General features: G+C 60.4%; 19 protein-coding genes and 2 pseudogenes. 3 read left to right on the plus strand and 18 right to left on the minus strand.

Translation table 11 applies throughout. The features are described from left to right. Window positions 1-70 precede the first annotated feature (70 nt). From IC63_RS18210 to IC63_RS13540, 10 genes and pseudogenes are all read right to left on the minus strand, one after another. Complete coding sequence (locus IC63_RS18210; protein WP_156965491.1) at window positions 71-1,117, minus strand: restriction endonuclease subunit S; 1,047 nt, start codon at window positions 1,115-1,117, stop codon at window positions 71-73. Beyond that, complete coding sequence (locus tag IC63_RS13500; protein WP_036721109.1) at window positions 1,114-2,667, minus strand: type I restriction-modification system subunit M; 1,554 nt, start codon at window positions 2,665-2,667, stop codon at window positions 1,114-1,116. The genes IC63_RS18210 and IC63_RS13500 overlap by 4 nt, the downstream gene beginning before the upstream one ends. A gap of 94 nt (window positions 2,668-2,761) precedes the next feature. Further along, entirely contained in the window at window positions 2,762-3,424 is a 663-nt protein-coding gene (locus IC63_RS13505; protein ID WP_036721112.1) for a hypothetical protein, read from the minus strand. Then, window positions 3,421-4,167 carry a hypothetical protein gene (locus IC63_RS18895; protein WP_036721115.1) on the minus strand — a complete coding sequence of 249 codons (747 nt, stop codon included), beginning with the start codon at window positions 4,165-4,167 and terminating at the stop codon, window positions 3,421-3,423. Before IC63_RS18895 ends, IC63_RS13505 begins: the two co-directional genes overlap by 4 nt. A gap of 28 nt (window positions 4,168-4,195) precedes the next feature. Beyond that, window positions 4,196-4,678 (minus strand): annotated as a pseudogene (locus IC63_RS18900) (DNA cytosine methyltransferase); the annotation flags it as partial. A gap of 5 nt (window positions 4,679-4,683) precedes the next feature. Continuing rightward, the gene (locus tag IC63_RS13520) at window positions 4,684-5,709 is read right to left on the minus strand and encodes a helix-turn-helix domain-containing protein (RefSeq protein ID WP_036721119.1); all 1,026 of its coding nucleotides are present in this window, start codon (window positions 5,707-5,709) and stop codon (window positions 4,684-4,686) included. Further along, entirely contained in the window at window positions 5,706-6,101 is a 396-nt protein-coding gene (locus tag IC63_RS13525; protein ID WP_036721121.1) for a VRR-NUC domain-containing protein, read from the minus strand. Before IC63_RS13525 ends, IC63_RS13520 begins: the two co-directional genes overlap by 4 nt. Continuing rightward, window positions 6,098-6,364 carry a hypothetical protein gene (locus IC63_RS13530; RefSeq protein ID WP_232222616.1) on the minus strand — a complete coding sequence of 89 codons (267 nt, stop codon included), beginning with the start codon at window positions 6,362-6,364 and terminating at the stop codon, window positions 6,098-6,100. The genes IC63_RS13525 and IC63_RS13530 overlap by 4 nt, the downstream gene beginning before the upstream one ends. Then, window positions 6,361-6,609, minus strand: a complete 249-nt coding sequence (locus IC63_RS13535) for a helix-turn-helix transcriptional regulator (protein ID WP_036721125.1) — start codon at window positions 6,607-6,609, stop codon at window positions 6,361-6,363. The genes IC63_RS13530 and IC63_RS13535 overlap by 4 nt, the downstream gene beginning before the upstream one ends. 304 nt (window positions 6,610-6,913) lie before the next feature. After that, window positions 6,914-7,915 (minus strand): helix-turn-helix transcriptional regulator, encoded by a 1,002-nt coding sequence (locus tag IC63_RS13540; RefSeq protein WP_036721129.1) that lies wholly within the window; start codon window positions 7,913-7,915, stop codon window positions 6,914-6,916. Window positions 7,916-8,188: 273 nt separating this feature from the next. Between IC63_RS13540 and IC63_RS13545 the strand changes: the two genes are divergently transcribed. Continuing rightward, window positions 8,189-8,785: a hypothetical protein gene (locus IC63_RS13545; protein ID WP_036721131.1), complete on the plus strand. Its 597-nt coding sequence runs from the start codon at window positions 8,189-8,191 to the stop codon at window positions 8,783-8,785. A 19-nt stretch (window positions 8,786-8,804) separates the two neighbouring features. On the opposite strand, the gene IC63_RS13550 is transcribed toward IC63_RS13545, so the two are convergent. The 3 genes from IC63_RS13550 to IC63_RS17650 form a co-directional block, all read right to left on the minus strand. Continuing rightward, window positions 8,805-10,061 (minus strand): tyrosine-type recombinase/integrase, encoded by a 1,257-nt coding sequence (locus tag IC63_RS13550; protein ID WP_036721133.1) that lies wholly within the window; start codon window positions 10,059-10,061, stop codon window positions 8,805-8,807. 203 nt (window positions 10,062-10,264) lie between these two features. Continuing rightward, window positions 10,265-10,834 (minus strand): ImmA/IrrE family metallo-endopeptidase, encoded by a 570-nt coding sequence (locus IC63_RS18215; RefSeq protein ID WP_156965492.1) that lies wholly within the window; start codon window positions 10,832-10,834, stop codon window positions 10,265-10,267. After that, window positions 10,835-11,152 carry a helix-turn-helix domain-containing protein gene (locus IC63_RS17650; RefSeq protein ID WP_198026330.1) on the minus strand — a complete coding sequence of 106 codons (318 nt, stop codon included), beginning with the start codon at window positions 11,150-11,152 and terminating at the stop codon, window positions 10,835-10,837. Between the two features lie 210 nt (window positions 11,153-11,362). Between IC63_RS17650 and IC63_RS18220 the strand changes: the two genes are divergently transcribed. Further along, the gene (locus IC63_RS18220; RefSeq protein ID WP_198026331.1) at window positions 11,363-12,523 is read left to right on the plus strand and encodes an SAVED domain-containing protein; all 1,161 of its coding nucleotides are present in this window, start codon (window positions 11,363-11,365) and stop codon (window positions 12,521-12,523) included. Continuing rightward, window positions 12,520-13,737 carry a nucleotidyltransferase domain-containing protein gene (locus IC63_RS18225; protein ID WP_156965494.1) on the plus strand — a complete coding sequence of 406 codons (1,218 nt, stop codon included), beginning with the start codon at window positions 12,520-12,522 and terminating at the stop codon, window positions 13,735-13,737. Before IC63_RS18220 ends, IC63_RS18225 begins: the two co-directional genes overlap by 4 nt. Window positions 13,738-14,597: 860 nt before the next feature. Here the strand turns inward: IC63_RS18225 and IC63_RS13565 are convergent. From IC63_RS13565 to IC63_RS13585, 5 genes and pseudogenes are all read right to left on the minus strand, one after another. Continuing rightward, window positions 14,598-14,909 (minus strand): type II toxin-antitoxin system RelE/ParE family toxin, encoded by a 312-nt coding sequence (locus tag IC63_RS13565; protein ID WP_036721140.1) that lies wholly within the window; start codon window positions 14,907-14,909, stop codon window positions 14,598-14,600. A 4-nt stretch (window positions 14,910-14,913) separates the two neighbouring features. Beyond that, window positions 14,914-15,168, minus strand: a complete 255-nt coding sequence (locus IC63_RS13570; protein WP_036721144.1) for a ribbon-helix-helix domain-containing protein — start codon at window positions 15,166-15,168, stop codon at window positions 14,914-14,916. Window positions 15,169-15,366: 198 nt separating this feature from the next. Further along, on the minus strand, window positions 15,367-15,888 hold the full coding sequence (locus IC63_RS18905; protein WP_332257812.1) for a sulfurtransferase: 522 nt from the start codon (window positions 15,886-15,888) through the stop codon (window positions 15,367-15,369). A 48-nt stretch (window positions 15,889-15,936) separates the two neighbouring features. Further along, a pseudogene (locus IC63_RS18230) lies at window positions 15,937-16,512 on the minus strand (IS3 family transposase); the annotation flags it as partial. Between the two features lie 23 nt (window positions 16,513-16,535). Continuing rightward, a partial coding sequence (locus IC63_RS13585; protein ID WP_036721149.1) for an integrase core domain-containing protein occupies window positions 16,536-16,851 on the minus strand: 316 nt, incomplete at its 5' end.

The raw sequence follows: 16,851 nt of genomic DNA on the forward strand, positions 1-16,851 counted from the left end.
GGGCGTCGTTGTAGCTGGACCAGTTCGTCGTGCGGTAGCGGGCGGGAGAAGGCTTGCTCATGCCCCCAGCCTAACCGACTGGATTCCCGCCGTGAATCCTCCGCGGGCGGACTTCTGCAACAACGCCTCTGGCGATGTAAGTGTGAAGCCCTGCAACCAGTGAACGTTCACTCACCTCTACGATTTCGATTGCTTTGCCAATATCGGCAAAGTCCTCGGATGCGTCTGCAATAACTACATCCCCGATCTGGCAGTATTCTTCTTCAGAGAAGGTCTTCAGCCCGCTGTTCGGCGCGATAAATGGAACATTCTCGGCAGATTGCCGAAACAAGGCGCGGAATTTCGTGTGAATATCCCCATAATGAATGTTTTGAATAAGGCCGCCGTCATAAGTCAAAAACTCGCGTGATAGACTGTTCGTTTTTACCCAAGTGAATACATCCCCTAGTCGTTTTTCTTCCCAATTCTGAAAGGCCGCTCCGTCATCTTGGGTGAACCGAAGCTGCTGCCTGAAGAGCTTTTGCATAAGCCCAGCCTTGAACCGCTCCAACGCGGCCTGCTTTGCCGCCAACGCATCAAGCTTCAAATCCACCGCATCGATTGCGTCTGCGATTTTTTTCTGCTCAGTTCGCGTTGGTACGACGGGCTTGAGTTTCATGAACTCCAGCTGCCCCAGAGTTTTGTTCCGCCCGGCACCTCCTGGAGAGGCCATTTCCAACAGGAGCTTTCCTCGCTTTGTCAGGAACATATGCCGAAGGAATGGTAGATAGCTATTGTCGCCCTTCTCCGTGAACATCGGAAAACGATGCGAAGCGACAAAGCCAGCCTCGGCTTCAGTCGTCAGCGCAACTGCCTGCTCCCAAGCAAAAACGATGTTCACAACGAGTGCACCCGGAACAACGTGAAAAACACGCTTGTCGCCAAGCTCGGCACCACTAACGCTATCCTTGTGGAAGATGCCCTTACCATGTGACCGAACGCCGATTTGGCGATAAGATTGCGCGATATCAACATCAACCGGTACGCTCTGCTTCTCGAGGAGCGCTGAAATTGCCGTCGGTTTCCAAGGGGTTTCAAAGCCCGGAAACCGAAGTGCTGGCGTGTTCTTGGATGTCATACCGGCGACTCTAAGCCCAGTTCGATGCAGAAATCGCGGATGGACTTGTCGAGGGTCGCCATGTTGCTTTCGATTGCACGCACCGTGGTCGCTACTGCAGTGAGATCGATATCTGCCTCAGCCTCAAACGTATCCACATAGCGGGGGATGTTCAGGTTAAATTCATTTTCGGTGATTTCAGCCAAGGTTGCGCGATGGCTGAAGCGTGCCAGTTCCTTGCGGCTTCGAAAGGTGTCTACGATGCTGTCTACGTCGGTTGGACGAAGGATGTTCTGGTTTGTCGCTTTCTCGAAACAGGTCGAGGCATCGACAAACAGCACATCCTCAGTCTCGCGGCACTTCTTGAACACCAATATGCAGGTTGGAATGCTGGTGCCGTAGAAGATGTTAGCGGGCAGGCCGATGACAGCATCTAGCCAGTTGCGATCCTTGATCAGGTATTGGCGGATATGCCCCTCTGCCCCGCCGCGGAAAAGGGCGCCGTGCGGCAAGATCACCGCCATGGTGCCGTTGTCGTCAAGGTGGTGCAGCATGTGTTGGACAAAGGCGAAGTCGGCCTTCGATGCCGGGGCCAATTTGCCATACTGGCTGAACCGGTCATCGGAAAGTAGCAGGGGGTTGGAAGACCAGTTGGCGCTGAAAGGTGGATTGGCGACAACAGCATCGAACCGCATGCCGTCATGCTGGGGGTGTTCCAGAGTGTCTTCCTGCTTGAGGTCGAAATTACGATAGTGCACCCCATGCAGGATCATGTTCATGCGGGCGAGGTTGTAGGTTGTCCGGTTCATCTCCTGCCCGAAGAATTCGGACACGTCCGCTTCCTTGGCCACGCGAAGCAACAGGGAGCCCGATCCGCATGCCGGATCATAAACCGACTTGAGCCTCGTTCGGCCGGTGGTGACGATGCGGGCGAGGATGGTGGACACCTGCTGTGGCGTGTAGAACTCGCCCGCCTTCTTGCCCGCGCCGCTGGCAAACTGCCCGATCAGGTATTCGTAAGCATCACCCAACACATCTGCATTGGCATCGTCCAACAGGAAGTTGATCTCGTCGAGGTGGGTCAAAACCTTTGCGATGAGGTTATTCTTGGCTTCTTCCGTCCGCCCGAGCTTTGTCGATGTCAGGTCCAGATCCTCGAACAGATGATCGAAATCACCTTCTGACTCGGTGCCCATGGTCGAACGCTGGATGTTGTTCAAGATCTTGGTCAGGTCGGCCAGGATGAACTGCCCCGGCTTGGACCCACGTTTTGCGATCTGGCTGAATAGTTCGGACGGGCGCAGAAAATAGCCCAGCGCGTCGACAGAGGCTTCACGGACGGCGTCGAGAATTTCGCGGCCGTCTGCCGAGGTCTCGTCGACCGAAAGATAGTCGATCCCGTCCTGCTTCAGAACCTCGTTGGCATAGAGATGCATCCGTTCGGACAGGTATTTGTAGAAAATGAACCCCAGGATGTAGTCGCGAAATTCGCCGGCATTCATTTTGCCGCGCAAGGTGTTGGCAATGTCCCAGAGCTTTCTTTCGAGGGTCTTCTTTTGCTCTTCGGTCATGTGATGCTCCCCAGCTGTTGACGGCAAGTTTGCGCGGCAAACCCGCAAGGGGAAGGCGAAAATTGCGATGTTTCGCTCATGCTTACACCGTGAATCACGTTCGCGCCAGCCACGGCCGTGTCCTTGGCATCGCCTTAGTCAACTCCACCTCCCGAAGCATGCCGCCCACCAACAGCCCATCGCGCACCCAGAGCAGCGCCTGCCACCAATCCTCATAGCCTCGCCGGGCGGATGCGATCTGTTCCGGATGTGGCCTCCACATGACCGGGCAAGCCAGCACGTCCACCGTTCGCCACTTGCCACGCGTCTTCACCCGTTCGGTCCCGACGACGATGGTTGATGCCCGCTCGCCATGCTGGTTGGTCTTGATTTCCATCGGGACACAGCGTGGGACGACGCCCGGCATCCAGTCCGGGGTCATGCCAGCACGCGCCAGTTCGGCCACCTGGATCGCCATGCGGATGCCGCCGAGGCTATTCGGCATGCCTGCGACTGTGGCCGCAATCACTTCGGCGTCTGGGTGGGCGTAGCTGCCCATCTTGTTTTGTCCGCCGTCGACCTTGCAGCCAAGCATAGCGCGTTGCAGCAGGACGTATTCGAGGCCAAAGCCGAAGCCTTCCTCGGTCACGTCCTTAGGCGGCGGCAGTTCCAGCTGCGCTTGTTCCACCCGGAATGCCCATTCCAGCGCCGCCTGCACGCCCAGCGCGCGCTTGACCTTCGTTCCGCCGGTTCGACCGATCTGTCGTTGGATGCTCACGGCTGCATCCCTTCAAACAGGGACATCTGCGCTGGGCGCTGGGCTTGGTCCGTCGGCCGCCAGGTCCACGGGCCCGAGGCCATGGGCAGCAGCGAGAGTGCGCCACGCATGTGCTGCTGCCAGAGGGTGAACTCCGTTGCCGAGCAGGCGCAAAGCGCGTGCCCGATAGGCCAGCCCATCAGCCATCCGACGAAGAGCGGGTTCAACCGCCGCCGTGACCGTCCCTTCAGGATCCGCCGCGAGACGACGCGCCCATGCGAGGCAGTCATCGAAGCCCAGAGCGGGCGCGAGATCGGGCCGTGCGGCGAGGACCGTCGCCCATCCGGCATGATCATCGGGGCCGGGCGGGTGAAGCCCTGTTCCGCCCGGTAATGCAGGATGTCCATCCGGGACTTGCCATCCGCCCGGGTGATGCTGGCTTCGCTGGATCCCTTCCAGTTCTGTGCCGCTGGAGTGGGCCATTGCAGCGCCTGCGCCGACAGCTTGGGCTCGCCCCGGCTGTTGATCTTGCCCCGCAGCCGATCCAACTGATCGTCGGCCACCGGCGTTTGCCATTGTGCTGCCTGAGCTGGCAGGGGCGGCATCCCACCCGAGCCATAGCTCTGGCCCGGCCCACCCTTCGCCCCGTCCGTCGCCTTCGGCGTCGACCAGTTGGTGATGCCCAGCGCCAGCGCCTCGGCCTTGCGGGTGAAGTCGCTGTTCCCAGCGGGGTTGTAGCTTGCGGTGCCGGGATGCAGGCTCATCGGTGTGGGCCAGGATGAAGATGCGCAGCCGCTGGTGTGGCGCGCCAACTTCTGCCGCGCTGAACAGACCCGCCGCAGGCGTGTAGCCCAATCCCCAAATGTCTCGGAGGACGGTTTCAAGGCCGAGGGTGACGTGACCGGCGACATTTTCGAGGAAGACCCATTCGGGGCGGCATTCCCCGATGACACGGGCGACGTCGGGCCAGAGGTGCCGGGGATCGTCGGCACCGCCGCGCTTTCCAGCGGCGCTGAAGGGCTGGCAGGGATATCCTGCAAGGACGATGTCGAAGGCGCCGAAGAAAGACCGGGCATCGAAGCTGCGCAGATCGTCCCAGATCGGGGCAGGGGCGAAATACCCTGCGCGCTGGGCGGCGATGAGGACGGCGCGAGGCCAGTCCTCCCACTCGACGAAGGCGCAGGTGTGGTATCCCGGTTCGGCGAGCATGAGGCCCAGATCAAGGCCTCCGCCGCCTGCGCAGAGGGACAATCCGTGCCGGGGACGTGACACCATCCCATTCACCGCACTCCCCGCAGCCGGAGGCGTTCGGGCGTGACGAGGCCGCGCGCCAGCATCAGGTCGCGGATGCTGTTGTTGATCGCGCTGACCGGCAGGTAGCCGTCGGCGTTGACCATCTTGGCGTAGAACGCAGCCTTTTCGTCGTGGCTGAGCCGGGGTGTGTCTTCGCGCTTGCGCCGCCGCTTGGCTTTCTGGCTCTTGGCATTCGCGACGGCCGTCTGCGCATCGCGCTGGGCCGCGCGTTCCATGAACCGGTCGAGGGCCTTCGGCCCATCGGGTGGGTTCGGATGATCGGTACGGGTCTCGAGGGCGACCTCGATGATCCGCTTCCGCGACAACCCGATATCGTCAATCCAGCGGCGAACATGTGTGCGGGCTGGCCAACCCTGCCACCAGGCGGGCAGGGTGGCGTTGGCGGCGAAGCCCAGCGCTGTGAGCAGTTCTGCGAAGAACCGATCAAAATCGGCCTCGCGCGCAGCCGCGTCCTCCTCCTCCTTTACTGGTTTACTTAGTGGTTCTATTACAAGGTTAGTGTCCGGATTCCGGACACGGCTTTCGGCATTTTCCGGACACGGGTCAGGGCAAAATCCGGACACGGGTTCCTGCGGATTGCCGTGTGCGATTTCCGGACACGGCTCGGCCAGATCAGCAGGGATGGGGGCGAATTCAGAAGCGGTTTCAGCATCATAGCTGAAGGGCAAAAGCCCGTGTCCGGTTTCCGGACATGGCTCGCGATCATGTGGTGCAAAGCCTTCCTCGAACCCCAAAATGTAGCGTGTCGGCAGCTGGCGCTTTGTGGCGGGATCGATGCGCGGCACCCGCCGCAGCAGATGTTCCGCCTCCAGCCGGTCGAGATGTTCGTTCAATGTGGACCGGCTGATTTCGCAATCATGGGCCAGCCGATCCTGCGACGGAAAGCAGCCGAAGTCAGGGTTGAACCGATCGCAAAGGTGCCAGAGCACGATCTTGGTCGTCGGTTTCAACCCGCGCCGCTGGATCGCCCAGTTAGTCGCGTCATGGCTCATGGCGCGCGCCTCCGCATGGGGCGCTGCGCGCGGCTGGTGAAGCCGTTGTCTGCCAGCGCGCCCAGTGCATCGTCGACCGAGCGCACCAGCGCCCAGCCAAAGCCCTGCGCGCAGACGGTGTCGCGGAAGACCTCCTGAGATTTGCGCAATCGACCGGTTTCGCTTTTGACCTCCAGAAACAGCACGCGGCCGCCACAGATCACGATCAGATCGGCGAACCCGGCATGGACGCCCATGCCGACGAGGATCGACTGGCGTTTCGCGCCGCGGGGCCCGGCCTCGGTCACCTCGTTGGCGCAGTGATGGACGATGGCATCGCGGGGCAGGGCGAAGCGCAGGGCTTGAACAATTGCGCGCTGGGCATCGGCCTCGGGTGTGCTGCGCCGGTTCATGCCGCACCTCCGTTCGGGAACGAGGCCGCCGCGATGGCATGCAATGGGCGCCGGTCCAGCAGGCGCAACAGGTCGAGGGCATCACCGCATTCGCGGGCATCGTCTGTCTGACCGACCACAACACGGGCGGCGAGGATCACCAAAGAATCCGGATGCTGGGTGGTGTCGGCGAGGACCGCGCGCGCTTCGGTCAGCCGGTCGTGCATCCAGTCTCGGGCGTCCGACAACGGAATGACGGGCGGGTGGGACAGGAGCTGGTTCATTTCCGGCCCCTCCGTGTCCGCGCCGGGCGGGTCTGTTCCTGCGCGCTGATCCAGTCCTGGACCGACGTGCGCCGGTAGAGCACCTTGCGGCCGATCCGCGTGCAGGGCGGGCCGAGCTGGCGGGCCTCCCAGCGAGCGAGCGTGTCGCAGGCAAGGCCGAGTTCACCGGCCAGCTGTTCGCGACTGATCCAGTCGGCCAGCAGATTGAGGGGTTGGTCCTGCGGGGCAGGGGCTGTGGTCTGCATTACGGTCTCCCATCCAGATCCCGGCAGATGCCGGAGACGGGGCGAGGGAAGCAGACGGCAAGGACCGGAACCTAGGCAGAGACCGGAATTGGGACACGGCTGGCAATTCCGGTCCTTGTTTCATTGGGATGTTGATGTGGGACCGGAATGCGAATCGGAACGGCCGCCCAGCGCCATTCCGCCATTTCCGGTGATGAACGGCAGATCGATCCCGCTGACCCATGCCGGTGGCGATGCAATCCGGATTCCAGCGGCGATCATTGCGCCACACCGGGCGGCGCAGGACGGAACGCCCTTTCCGGCGTCAGGGCAGGGAAGGGAAATCGTTGCGATGGTGTGCCTCGACGAGGGTGCGCAGTTCGGGCGGCGCGATTACCTCGACCACGTCACCCCATTGATAGAGATGCCACGCCATCTCCAGCCAGCCTGCGGCTGTGAACCTGACGGTCAGACTGCCGTCGGCTTCGTCTTGAATCTGCTGGTCGGGATGGAAGATGAAGGTGCGCGCGACATCAGCGGCTGATGGTGCAAACCGCCACTCCACCGGTCCGTACTCATCGTCGGAATGGAACGACCCGAAGGCTTGGGCGTCGTGCCTGCCAAGATCAAACTCAGGATCCCGCATGAAGGAATTCTGCAGAAGGCTGGCGCGGCGGATCCGGTCGAGCCGGAAGTGGCGATACTTCCGTCCGTTGCCAATCTCGCGGGCGATCAGATAGCCGCGCATCCCGAAGAGAACGCCGTAAGGTTCGACCGCCCGCGACCGTGGCATAGAGTCCTGTGCACCGGCATAGTCGATTTCCATCGTGAATGGGCCTTTCAGCGCATTGTCGATCACGCCAAGGACATGGGCCGAATACTGCGCGCGGGGTCCTGGGCGGCAAGCGTGACCGCGGGCCTCCAGCAATGCCTCTGCATCCACCTCGGCGCGCCGGGCAAAGGTCGGGGGCATTGTCCCCAACAGGCGATTTCGAAGTGTGGTCAGCGCAGCAACTTCTGTGGCCGCGCCGTCGCGTTCTGCGCGCCGGATCCCCATTTCCAGCGCTGACAATTCGCTGTCGCGGATCCCCTGCATGTGCAGCAGACGGCTGTCGGGTAACTGCCACCACTTGCGCCGTTCCTTGTCCGTGCGGGTCTGCACCATTGGAAACGCCTCCTCCAGTGCGCGTGACATGCGCTGGGCGGTCCGCAGGGTCACGCCGAAGGTGTCCACGATTTGAACCAGGCTGATGCCTCCCGGCCGGGCGGCCGCTTCTTCGGCCAGACGCATTATGCCGAGAGCCTTGCCGAGACGTTTGTTATCCATCGTTTATCCCTGACCGAACCTGACAGGGAGGTTAAAGACAATTCGCTTCAAAAGCGATTGACTTGCTCTGGTCAGCTCAAGCCGATTCTACCTGTGCGTGTTTTCGATCACTGGGGTGCTTTTCACCCGGATCTCCAGACATGGCTGTTTGAAGACCCTTGAGGCGTGTTCTTGAACAGCGGGCCTGCGGGCAAGCCGCTGGTCGCGAATGCGATCCCTGCCATGCCCGGTGCTGACCCGGGTGTCGCTGAATGAAGTAAGGACGCACGACCCATGAGCCTGCCGCCGAGAGTCTTCTATTCCCTGACTGAAACATCCGCCCGTTGGGGTTGTGCCGCTGCCGACCTGGCAGGGTGGGCCGCGGCCGACCATTTGACGCTGGTCACCAGTATCGCATCGGTGATCTGCGGCAAGCAGCCGTTGGCGGGCATTGTGGTGGTCAGCGCCGCCGACATGATGCGGATGTTCCGCCGTCATGGTCCAAGCGACGAGGAATGTCGGATCTACCGCATCCGGCCGCAGGGTAGCGCGGAGTGGCAATACATCACCGAACCGGCCGATGGCGTAGTGATCAAGATCACCGATCTGATGCTTCTGGCCGAGGAGGTGCAAAAGTTTGAAGACGACCGCGACCTGCTGAGGCGCCCCGCCGGGTCAGCCGGATCCGCGCCCCGCTATGATTGGGAGGGCATGACCATCATGCTGTTTCGAAGGGTCAACGAGCAGGGTGTGCCCGCGACGCAGGCGGAACTGATCGCCGAGGTGCAGGACTGGTTTGCCCAGAACTCGCCCAACGGTGAAATCCCCGAGGAAAGCACGACGCGCAAGAAGGTCGCGCCGATCTGGCGGGCGTTGCGCGAACGGGAATGATGGGCGGGCCTGTCCGCCATCAGGCGCTTTTCTGATCCTGATCGGAATCATGCACCAGTTGCGGGCGGGGCCGAAAGATGCTGGCAACGGCATTGACCCCGTCCCGCAGTGGCGAGTCCATCAGGTGGGCATAGCGCTGGGTCGTCTGCATCTGCGTGTGGCCCAGCAGCTTGCCGATCATCTCCAGCGATGCCCCACCGCTGACCAGCAGGGATGCGAAGGTGTGGCGCAAGTCGTGGATCCGGACATCGGGCAATTTGGCCTCGGTCTGGATCCCGATCCAGAACCGGCGGATTTCCTTGACCGGCTGGCCGGGCGTGTCGCCGGGGAACAGCCATGGATTGCCGCGTGGCACCAGCAGGGCGCGCTGACGCACGATGGCCGCTACATCGCCCGAGATCGGGATGCGGTGGATTTTGCGCTGCTTGGTGGTCGCCGCTGGCTTTGACCAGCTGCCAAGGTCGAGGTTGAACTGCTCAAACCGCGCCTGGCGCACTTCGCCCGACCGCGCGCCGGTCAGCATGCAGAGCCGAATGATCCCGGCCGCGCGCTGATCCTTGGCCGCGTCCAGCGCCTTGGCCAGTCGACCGATCTCCTCTGGCGTCAGGAACCGTTCGCGTTCGTTCTCGATCCGACGGCGGAACCCGCTGGCAGGATTGTCGGCACGCATGCCCCAGCCAATGGCCAGTGTGAACATCTTGCGCAGCACCTCACCCACCCGGTTGGCGCGCACAGGCGTGGGCTTCGGCCCCTGCAGTTTGCGCGCCCGGTTGTTCGGTTTGGCCTTTGATGGCCGGGCACGACCGGCGGCGATCTTGGTCAGCAGCTTTTCGACATCGGCCTTGGTGATTTCCGTCACCAGCTTCTTGCCCCAGTCGGGCGCCACCAGCTTGTGCATGATGGTGTGCTGGTCGGCGGCATTCCGGGCGGCAAGGTGCGGCGTGTGTTCCGCAAGATAGCGCGCGATCATGTCATTTACCCGAGGGGCCTCGCGCGACGTTTCCCGCAAGCTGAGGGGGTCGATCCCTTCGTCGATATCGCGCCGCAGCTCCTTGGCCCGTTCGCGTGCGGCGGTGGTGTTCCATTCAGGCCAGCGCCCGATGGTCATCCGCCGCTGTCGCCCGGCGATGCGGTAGTCGAGGGTGAAGGCCCGGTTGCCCGAAGGGTAGATGGTAATCGAGAACCCGCGCACGTCCGTGTCGAAGATCTGGTAATCCCGCCCCAGGTTCTCGGCCTCCCGGACGGTTTTCTCATTCAGTTTCAGCCTGTTGACCATGGAGCGCTCCTCATCTGCTCGTCCGATATGAGGCGTGGATTCGCGCCCATATCAAGCAAAGCATGACGAATGGACCGGAATGCAGGCGGAGACCGGAACTGGGGAGGGGAGGGGCTTTCCGGTGCGGATCGTTGATAAGCAGGAGGAAAGTACGTCCGGAGACAAGAGCAAGCAGGTACAGACTCAACCTTCAGTGTGACCACTTAGGCTGAACGACGCGAAAATTGGGTGTCGACGCCGGTCATCCTGAACCGCCACTTCAGCATGTCCAAGCTGACCAGATGGTGGTCACACGCTTCCGCATCGCTCATCCCGCGCTGGCGTATCGAGATCAGCGCCGGGCGAGGCAGCAGCAATGCGCCAGCCAACCAGTCAGCTTCATCTTCCTGATCCTGGCTGAAATTTCCGGGTACCAGTGAACCATCCTCAAGGATGCAAGCTTGCGCTAACTCATGGCCTAGGATGATGTGTGCCAACTCATGCATGATGACGCTGTTTCGGCGCCCTTTTGACGCTACAGGCTTGAACACGATCAAGTTTCGCGGTCCAACCCGCATCGTCAAAGCCGACCAAGATTGGTCGGCCTCGTTATTCAATACAGTCAATGCATTCTCAGAAAGACCGGCAACGTCACGGGTGTCCCAGACCGTTACCGCCAACTCGGCGGCAAGCTTGGAAGCGGGCAGCGGTTCGTGAGATGCGAGGCCGAGCTGTTTGCGGTACTCAGCTGACCGTCGTTCGCTTTGAGATTTGAACCCACGTGCAAACGCCACTCAATGACCTCTCGCGACCACATGCTCCTCGAACTGCCTCGCAGCCTGGGAAATCAGTTCGGCTAGAGCCTGTGCAGTTCCCTGCGGGACCGCCTTCTTATTCTTAAAGGCAATTTGAAGGTCACCAATACCTGTGAACTTTGATGCCTCTTCGCCTAGCCATGAGCTGAGCTTGTCGAGTGTCGCCACGTCTGGGACGTGACCCTTCTCGATCCTTGTCAGCGTCGTTGGACTAATCCCAATCTCTGCGGCAGCGGCTCTGACACCCATGTTGCCCCGGCGCCGCAAGACCATTGGGGCGAGATCTTCAATTTTCATGCGCCCTCCCATTGTGGTTCGTGGACTGGTATGAGTGTTTCATTAACTGTTGCGCGATCTGGCTGCGACAGGTATACCAGTCTGAGAAACACTTGAATCATGCATCGGGCCGACGGTCAACAGCTTTGAGCTTTGCCTCGACCCAAAGACAGAATGTCGCTGGGTAGTGATGTGGTCGCAAGCGACGACCGGCAGAGTGAGGGACGCAGTATGGCTCGTGAAGTGCGAAAGTCGGTAAGTGACAATACGCGTCGCGCCCTTTGGGGGCGAGGTGCTGGGGTCTGTTACATGTGCCACCGGCCGCTGACCGGCGACTTGTTGACCGGGAAAGACGAACTGAATTTAGGTTATGTTGCGCACATAGTCGGGGCCGTCAGCGACGGCCCAAGGGGGAGCAAGCAGCGTTCAAGCGTGCTGGCCGACAGCATTGATAATCTCATGCTCCTCTGCAATGACCATCACCGCGTGATTGATCACCCTCAGCATTGGCGGGACTATCCTGAAGAACTCCTGCTGCGCATCAAGCAATCGCACGAGGCGAAGGTAGCCGTTGTCACGCAAATTCCACCTGATCGAAAGACAACGGTCCTGCTCTTTGGTGCTGGGATCGGTGACCACGACGGAGCATTGAGTGCAGAGCGCGCGAAGAATGCTGTCTTCCCAGATAGATATCCAGATCATCGTGAACCAACCATTCTGGGGATGGACAATCTGGTGACCCGCGATCAGGAAGATCTGTACTGGAGGGTTCAGGTCGAAAATCTGCGTAGACAATTTCTTCGCAGGGTGAAGGTCAGGATCGAAGACGGAGAGGTGAGCCATATCTCTGTTTTCGCTTTGGCGCCCCAGCCGCTTCTGATCGAACTTGGACGGCTCTTGGGTGACATTACCCCTGCAGACGTATTCCAGCTGCAGCGGGAACCGGCTGGATGGCGTTGGAACGACGACCAACCAGCTTTGGACATAGTCCTTGATGAAATGCCAGGAGTGGGACCTGAGATCGGTCTGATCATCGGTCTAAGCGCTACTGTGGACTTCAGTCGGGCGCGTGCTGTCCTGCCTGGAGCGCCTGTATATCGGCTGTCCATTGACGAACCACGCCGAGATTGCATCGGTACGCGTGATGACTTGGCACGGCTTCGTGCCGCGATGCGTTCCGTGCTCAACGCTATCAGCAAGCGCCATGGTCGCGGAGCAAGGATCCACCTTTTCCCGGCCGTTCCTGTGAGCGCTGCGGTTGAGATAGGGCGGGTCTGGATGCCAAAGGCGGACCTTCCGATAACGATTTATGACGAGCATCGTGACAAGGGCGGTTTCCATCCTTGCCACCAGATCGGTGAAATCTCAGTTACCAACGAGGTCGCGCTATGAATCAGATGTCCCGCTTTGATGAGCGACTACACAATCGTAAGCTGGCCCTTTTTCAGCTTCTCGAAGCCATAGGCCGAGAACTGGATCTCAACCCGTCCCGCCGGGCAGATGCTGAGACCCGCTACACAGCAGTTAGCACGTGGCTAATTGGCAGTGATGATCCCCGACTGCAGTCTACATTGGTTTTTCTAGCTGGCTCGACAGCGATTGGAACGAACGTCCGACCCTTGGGTGGCGAGGAACATGACGTCGACCTGATGAGCGTTCTGCTTGGTTTGGGAGCCGACGCGTCACCAAGTGAAGTAAAGGCTTTGATTGGCCGCCGTTTGCGAGAAAACGCTCGATATGCGGAGATCATAGAGGAAATGACGCGATGCTGGCGCATCGTTTACGCCAATGAATTCCACTTGGATATTACACCAGCAATTAGGAATCCAAGCTGTCCCAATGGTGGACTCCTTGTTCCCGACAAGGAACTCAGGCGCTGGAAACCATCCCACCCAAAGGGGTTCAGGGATGGCTTCGATGGGCGGGCACTTCTTGTCCCCCGCTTTCGGACGGAGATGCAAAAAAATGCGCTGACGGCGGACCGCGGCTCGGTAGAACCTTATCCCACCTACAACCCCGTCAAGGGCGTTTTGCGGCGAACCGCACAGCTGCTGAAGCGGCACCGAGATGTGTACTTTGAAGACAAGCCCAGCCTGTCGCCACCGATTTCCATTGTGATTACGGAACTCGCAGCCCGCGCATACGAGCATCTGGTCAAAAACCACGTGTTCGAGAACGAGTTTGATCTTCTGCTTCACATCGTGAAGATGCTGCCAATCTTCATCGACGAACGCCCTGCAACGCATGGAAAGTGGGCTGTCTGGAATCATGCAACGCAGGGTGAAAATTTCGCTGAGAAGTGGAGCCGTGATCGAGCCCGAGCGGATGCTTTCTTTCAGTGGCAGCGGGTTGCTGAAGCCGGATTTGGACGGCTGGTAGACATTGAGGGGCGGGATGCAATTGCGGAAGAATTGCGTCTCATGTTGGGCGCTCGGGCAGTGAACAAGGTCTTGGACGACCAGACCGGAGAAATTTCTGTTGCGCGCGAGAAGCAAAGCCTTTGGGTTGCTCCCAAGGTTGGTCTTGTGACGACCGCTTCCGGGTTTGCCGCAGCACCCGTCAGAGCCAACACCTTCTTTGGTCGTGAAGATGATGATCCAAGCTGAACGTGCGCTGACGGCGGCACAACAGTACCATCTTTTACTCAGCCGGAAGCGATTTCCGGGAAAGGGAAAAGTGCACTCGGGTCACATGACATGGGTGACCGAGATCGCACCGACCCCACTTTCTCGAGACTACTTGGTCCGTTTGACATACCGGCAAGGCTCCATACCCGAAGTATTTGTTGATGATCCTGACCTTTCTTTACTCGCAGATGGTGACCGTCTGCCTCATGTATACTCGCAGATCCCGACGCGCTTGTGTCTCTACCTTCCGGGCACTCGGGAATGGACACCGGGTGACGCGTTCGATGACACCATGCTGCCCTGGGCCGCGCTGTGGCTTTACTACTACGAGGATTGGCTATCGGGCGGAAAAACGGAATGGCGGGGTGGTGGCACACACCCAGGTCCATCGCGCTTGCGAACTCGCCGGGCCAGTACCAGAAGATAATGCGTGTAGGCTCCCTTTTGGTGAAACGCTTATTGTAAGGAGCATGCTCGGTCGGTTTCACCTCAACACCACCTCAACCCACGTACGCGGATTTGCCCCGTTTCAACCCGCGACAATCCTTTGAAATCCGTTCTTTGTCGCCGACCGACGACCATCAGGCTTTGTGAATTCAAAGGCTTGCGAGCTAAGCTGCTGAATTGAAAAGACTAGTAAAAATCCGGGTCCATAGGCTCATAACCTGAAGGTCACAGGTTCAAATCCTGTCCCCGCAACCAAAATCATAAAAGATATCAAAGACTTCAAAGCCAAGCGAAACGCTCGGCTTTCGTCATTCCAAATTCTTGTCAACACTTGGTCAACGTTTTACGAGCCCCCCTTCGACGGCGCGGATAATCGTCGCCTGACGCATCAGTCACTTCGGAAGATCCTCCCGAAACCGGTCCATCTGGTGCATCCGCTCGTGCAGGATCGTCACGATGCCAACATCCCCGTTCGACAGCCGCCGCCAGTACACGAAATGATGGACATGCCGGAAGTAGAAGCCTTCGACCCCGAACTCGGCCGGGATGGGGCGTGACGCGACGCCATGGCTTTCTATCTGGTCAAACGCCGCGAAGAGCTCGGTGATGTACCGATCCGCCTGCTCGGCGCCCCAGCGCTCGCGCGTGTACCGGTAAATCTCGTCAAGCCGCAGCGATGCGGCCTCCTGGACGCGAATGGCCACTTCCTCAGCCCCAGTTCCGGGCGATCACCTCGGCGGCGGTCAACGGGCGATAGCTTTCCTCTGGCGCTGCAAAAGCACGCAACAGCTCAGCCTTCAGACGATCAAACGCCTCCCGCTCCGCCCTCTCCTTGTCGCGGCGGATCAGGTCGCGCACGTACTCGCTGATGTTCTCGTAGGACCCGTTCTCGCCCACGTTCGACGCCACAAACTCGCTCAGCGCGCCGCTGATCCGCACCGTCATCGTCGTGGTCTGGGACATCATCGCCTCCGTCTGCATGTATTCAAGATAAGCAAAGATGAACACGGAGACAAGGGTCGGTGCGCAGCGACAAAGGTCAGCTGGCTGTTCGCGCCCGCCTCACTGTCGGAACGCAATCATGCCGGATGGCTTTCTCCACCTTGCCCTGAGCGGCAGGTCAGTATCCGTCCGCCCAAGGACTGCGTCGCTTCAGCGGCGTCAGACTATCGAGCAGCTCTCATCTGCGGCCCAGTCAGCAAAGCTCAGGTAGTAGACGTAAACATCGTCCCGCCCTGCGAGCACTGCAGCGAGGGCGGCCAAAGCAGCGCGACCACCACCGTTGCAGTGGCTGACGATGGGTCGGGAGCCGTCAAGCCCTGCGGCGTCGAGCATCCCGGCGATCTCTGCCGCTGGACGCAGATGCGTGCCGTCCAGAAGTGCGTCGTGAGACAGATGCGCAGCGCCCGGAAGATGCCCGCCCCGGGCGTTGCCCTTCAGGTCTTCGCCACGAAACTCGGCCGCAGACCGGGCGTCGAAGACTTGGATCTTCTCCAGTTCGGCCTTCAGGCCGACTCGGTTCTTGAGCCCGACCATCCCGCTGCCGGGCTTGAGGGTGAGAGGCTCTGTCCGCCCTGGGGCTTGATGAGGTGTCCGGTCCAGTGCCGCGAGGCCACCGTTCAACACAACGACCGGCAGACCGAAGTATTGCAGGATGAACCAGACCCGCGCCGCTTCCGTCATGCGCCCATCGTCCAGAACCACGCTCACTGCGTGCGACCCCACGCCGAGCTCGGTGTAGCGGATGGACAGGTATTGGGAGCCGCGGTCGCTGTGATGAACCAGTCCCATGCCCTTGGCTGGCCGGCGTTCGTGGACCGCCTGTTCCAAGGCATCGAGGACGAACCCCGCATGCGCCGAGGTGCTGACACGCCAGCCGACGATCTTGCGGGCATAGGCGTCGATGACGAAAGCCACATAGGCGAACCTCTTCCAGGTTGCGACATAGGTGAAATCACTGACCCAGAGCATGTTGGGTGCCGGCACCCGGAACTGGCGGTTCACCTTGTCCAGCGGACAGGGTGCCTTCTTGTCGGGGATCGTCGTCCTGTGCGGCTTGCCCCGGACAATGCCCTGAGTACCCATGACCTTCATCAGCCGTGCCACCGTGCATCAGGCAACGTCGAAGCCCTCGCGGCGAAGCTGCCGCGAGATCTTCCGGACGCCGTAGACGCGCCAGTTCTCCTCGAATACCCGCAGGATCTCGGGGCGCAGCGCCTCATCCCGGCGCGCCCGTTCCGACAGCCGGGACGGATCGGCCCGCTTTGCCAGATGTTCATAGTAGGTGGACGGGGCGATCGGCAGAACCGCTCTGACCTGCCACTGAACTTTCATCCAACGGCGACCGGAGCCTGGTTTTTGTTTACGCCTGTTGGCGCGGGTTGAGCAATCGCCCGGCGCGCGGAGCTTTCATCTCGCGCAGCGGGGCGGGCGATTGCGGGGTTCAGGTTCGCGGCAAACCCTACAGGGGTCTGGTAGCCCAAGGCCGAGTGGGGCCTTTCGGTGTTATAGTCGGTGACCCAGGCAGCGATCAGGTCACGGGCATGGGCGATGTTGCGGAACAGGGCCTCGTTCAGAAGCTCGTCCCGCATCCTGCCGTTGAAGCTTTCGACGAACCCGTTCTGCATCGGCTTGCCCGGCGCAATG

The sequence above is a fragment of the Paracoccus sphaerophysae genome (assembly GCF_000763805.1).
In the GTDB taxonomy this organism is placed as follows: Bacteria; Pseudomonadota; Alphaproteobacteria; order Rhodobacterales; family Rhodobacteraceae; genus Paracoccus; species Paracoccus sphaerophysae.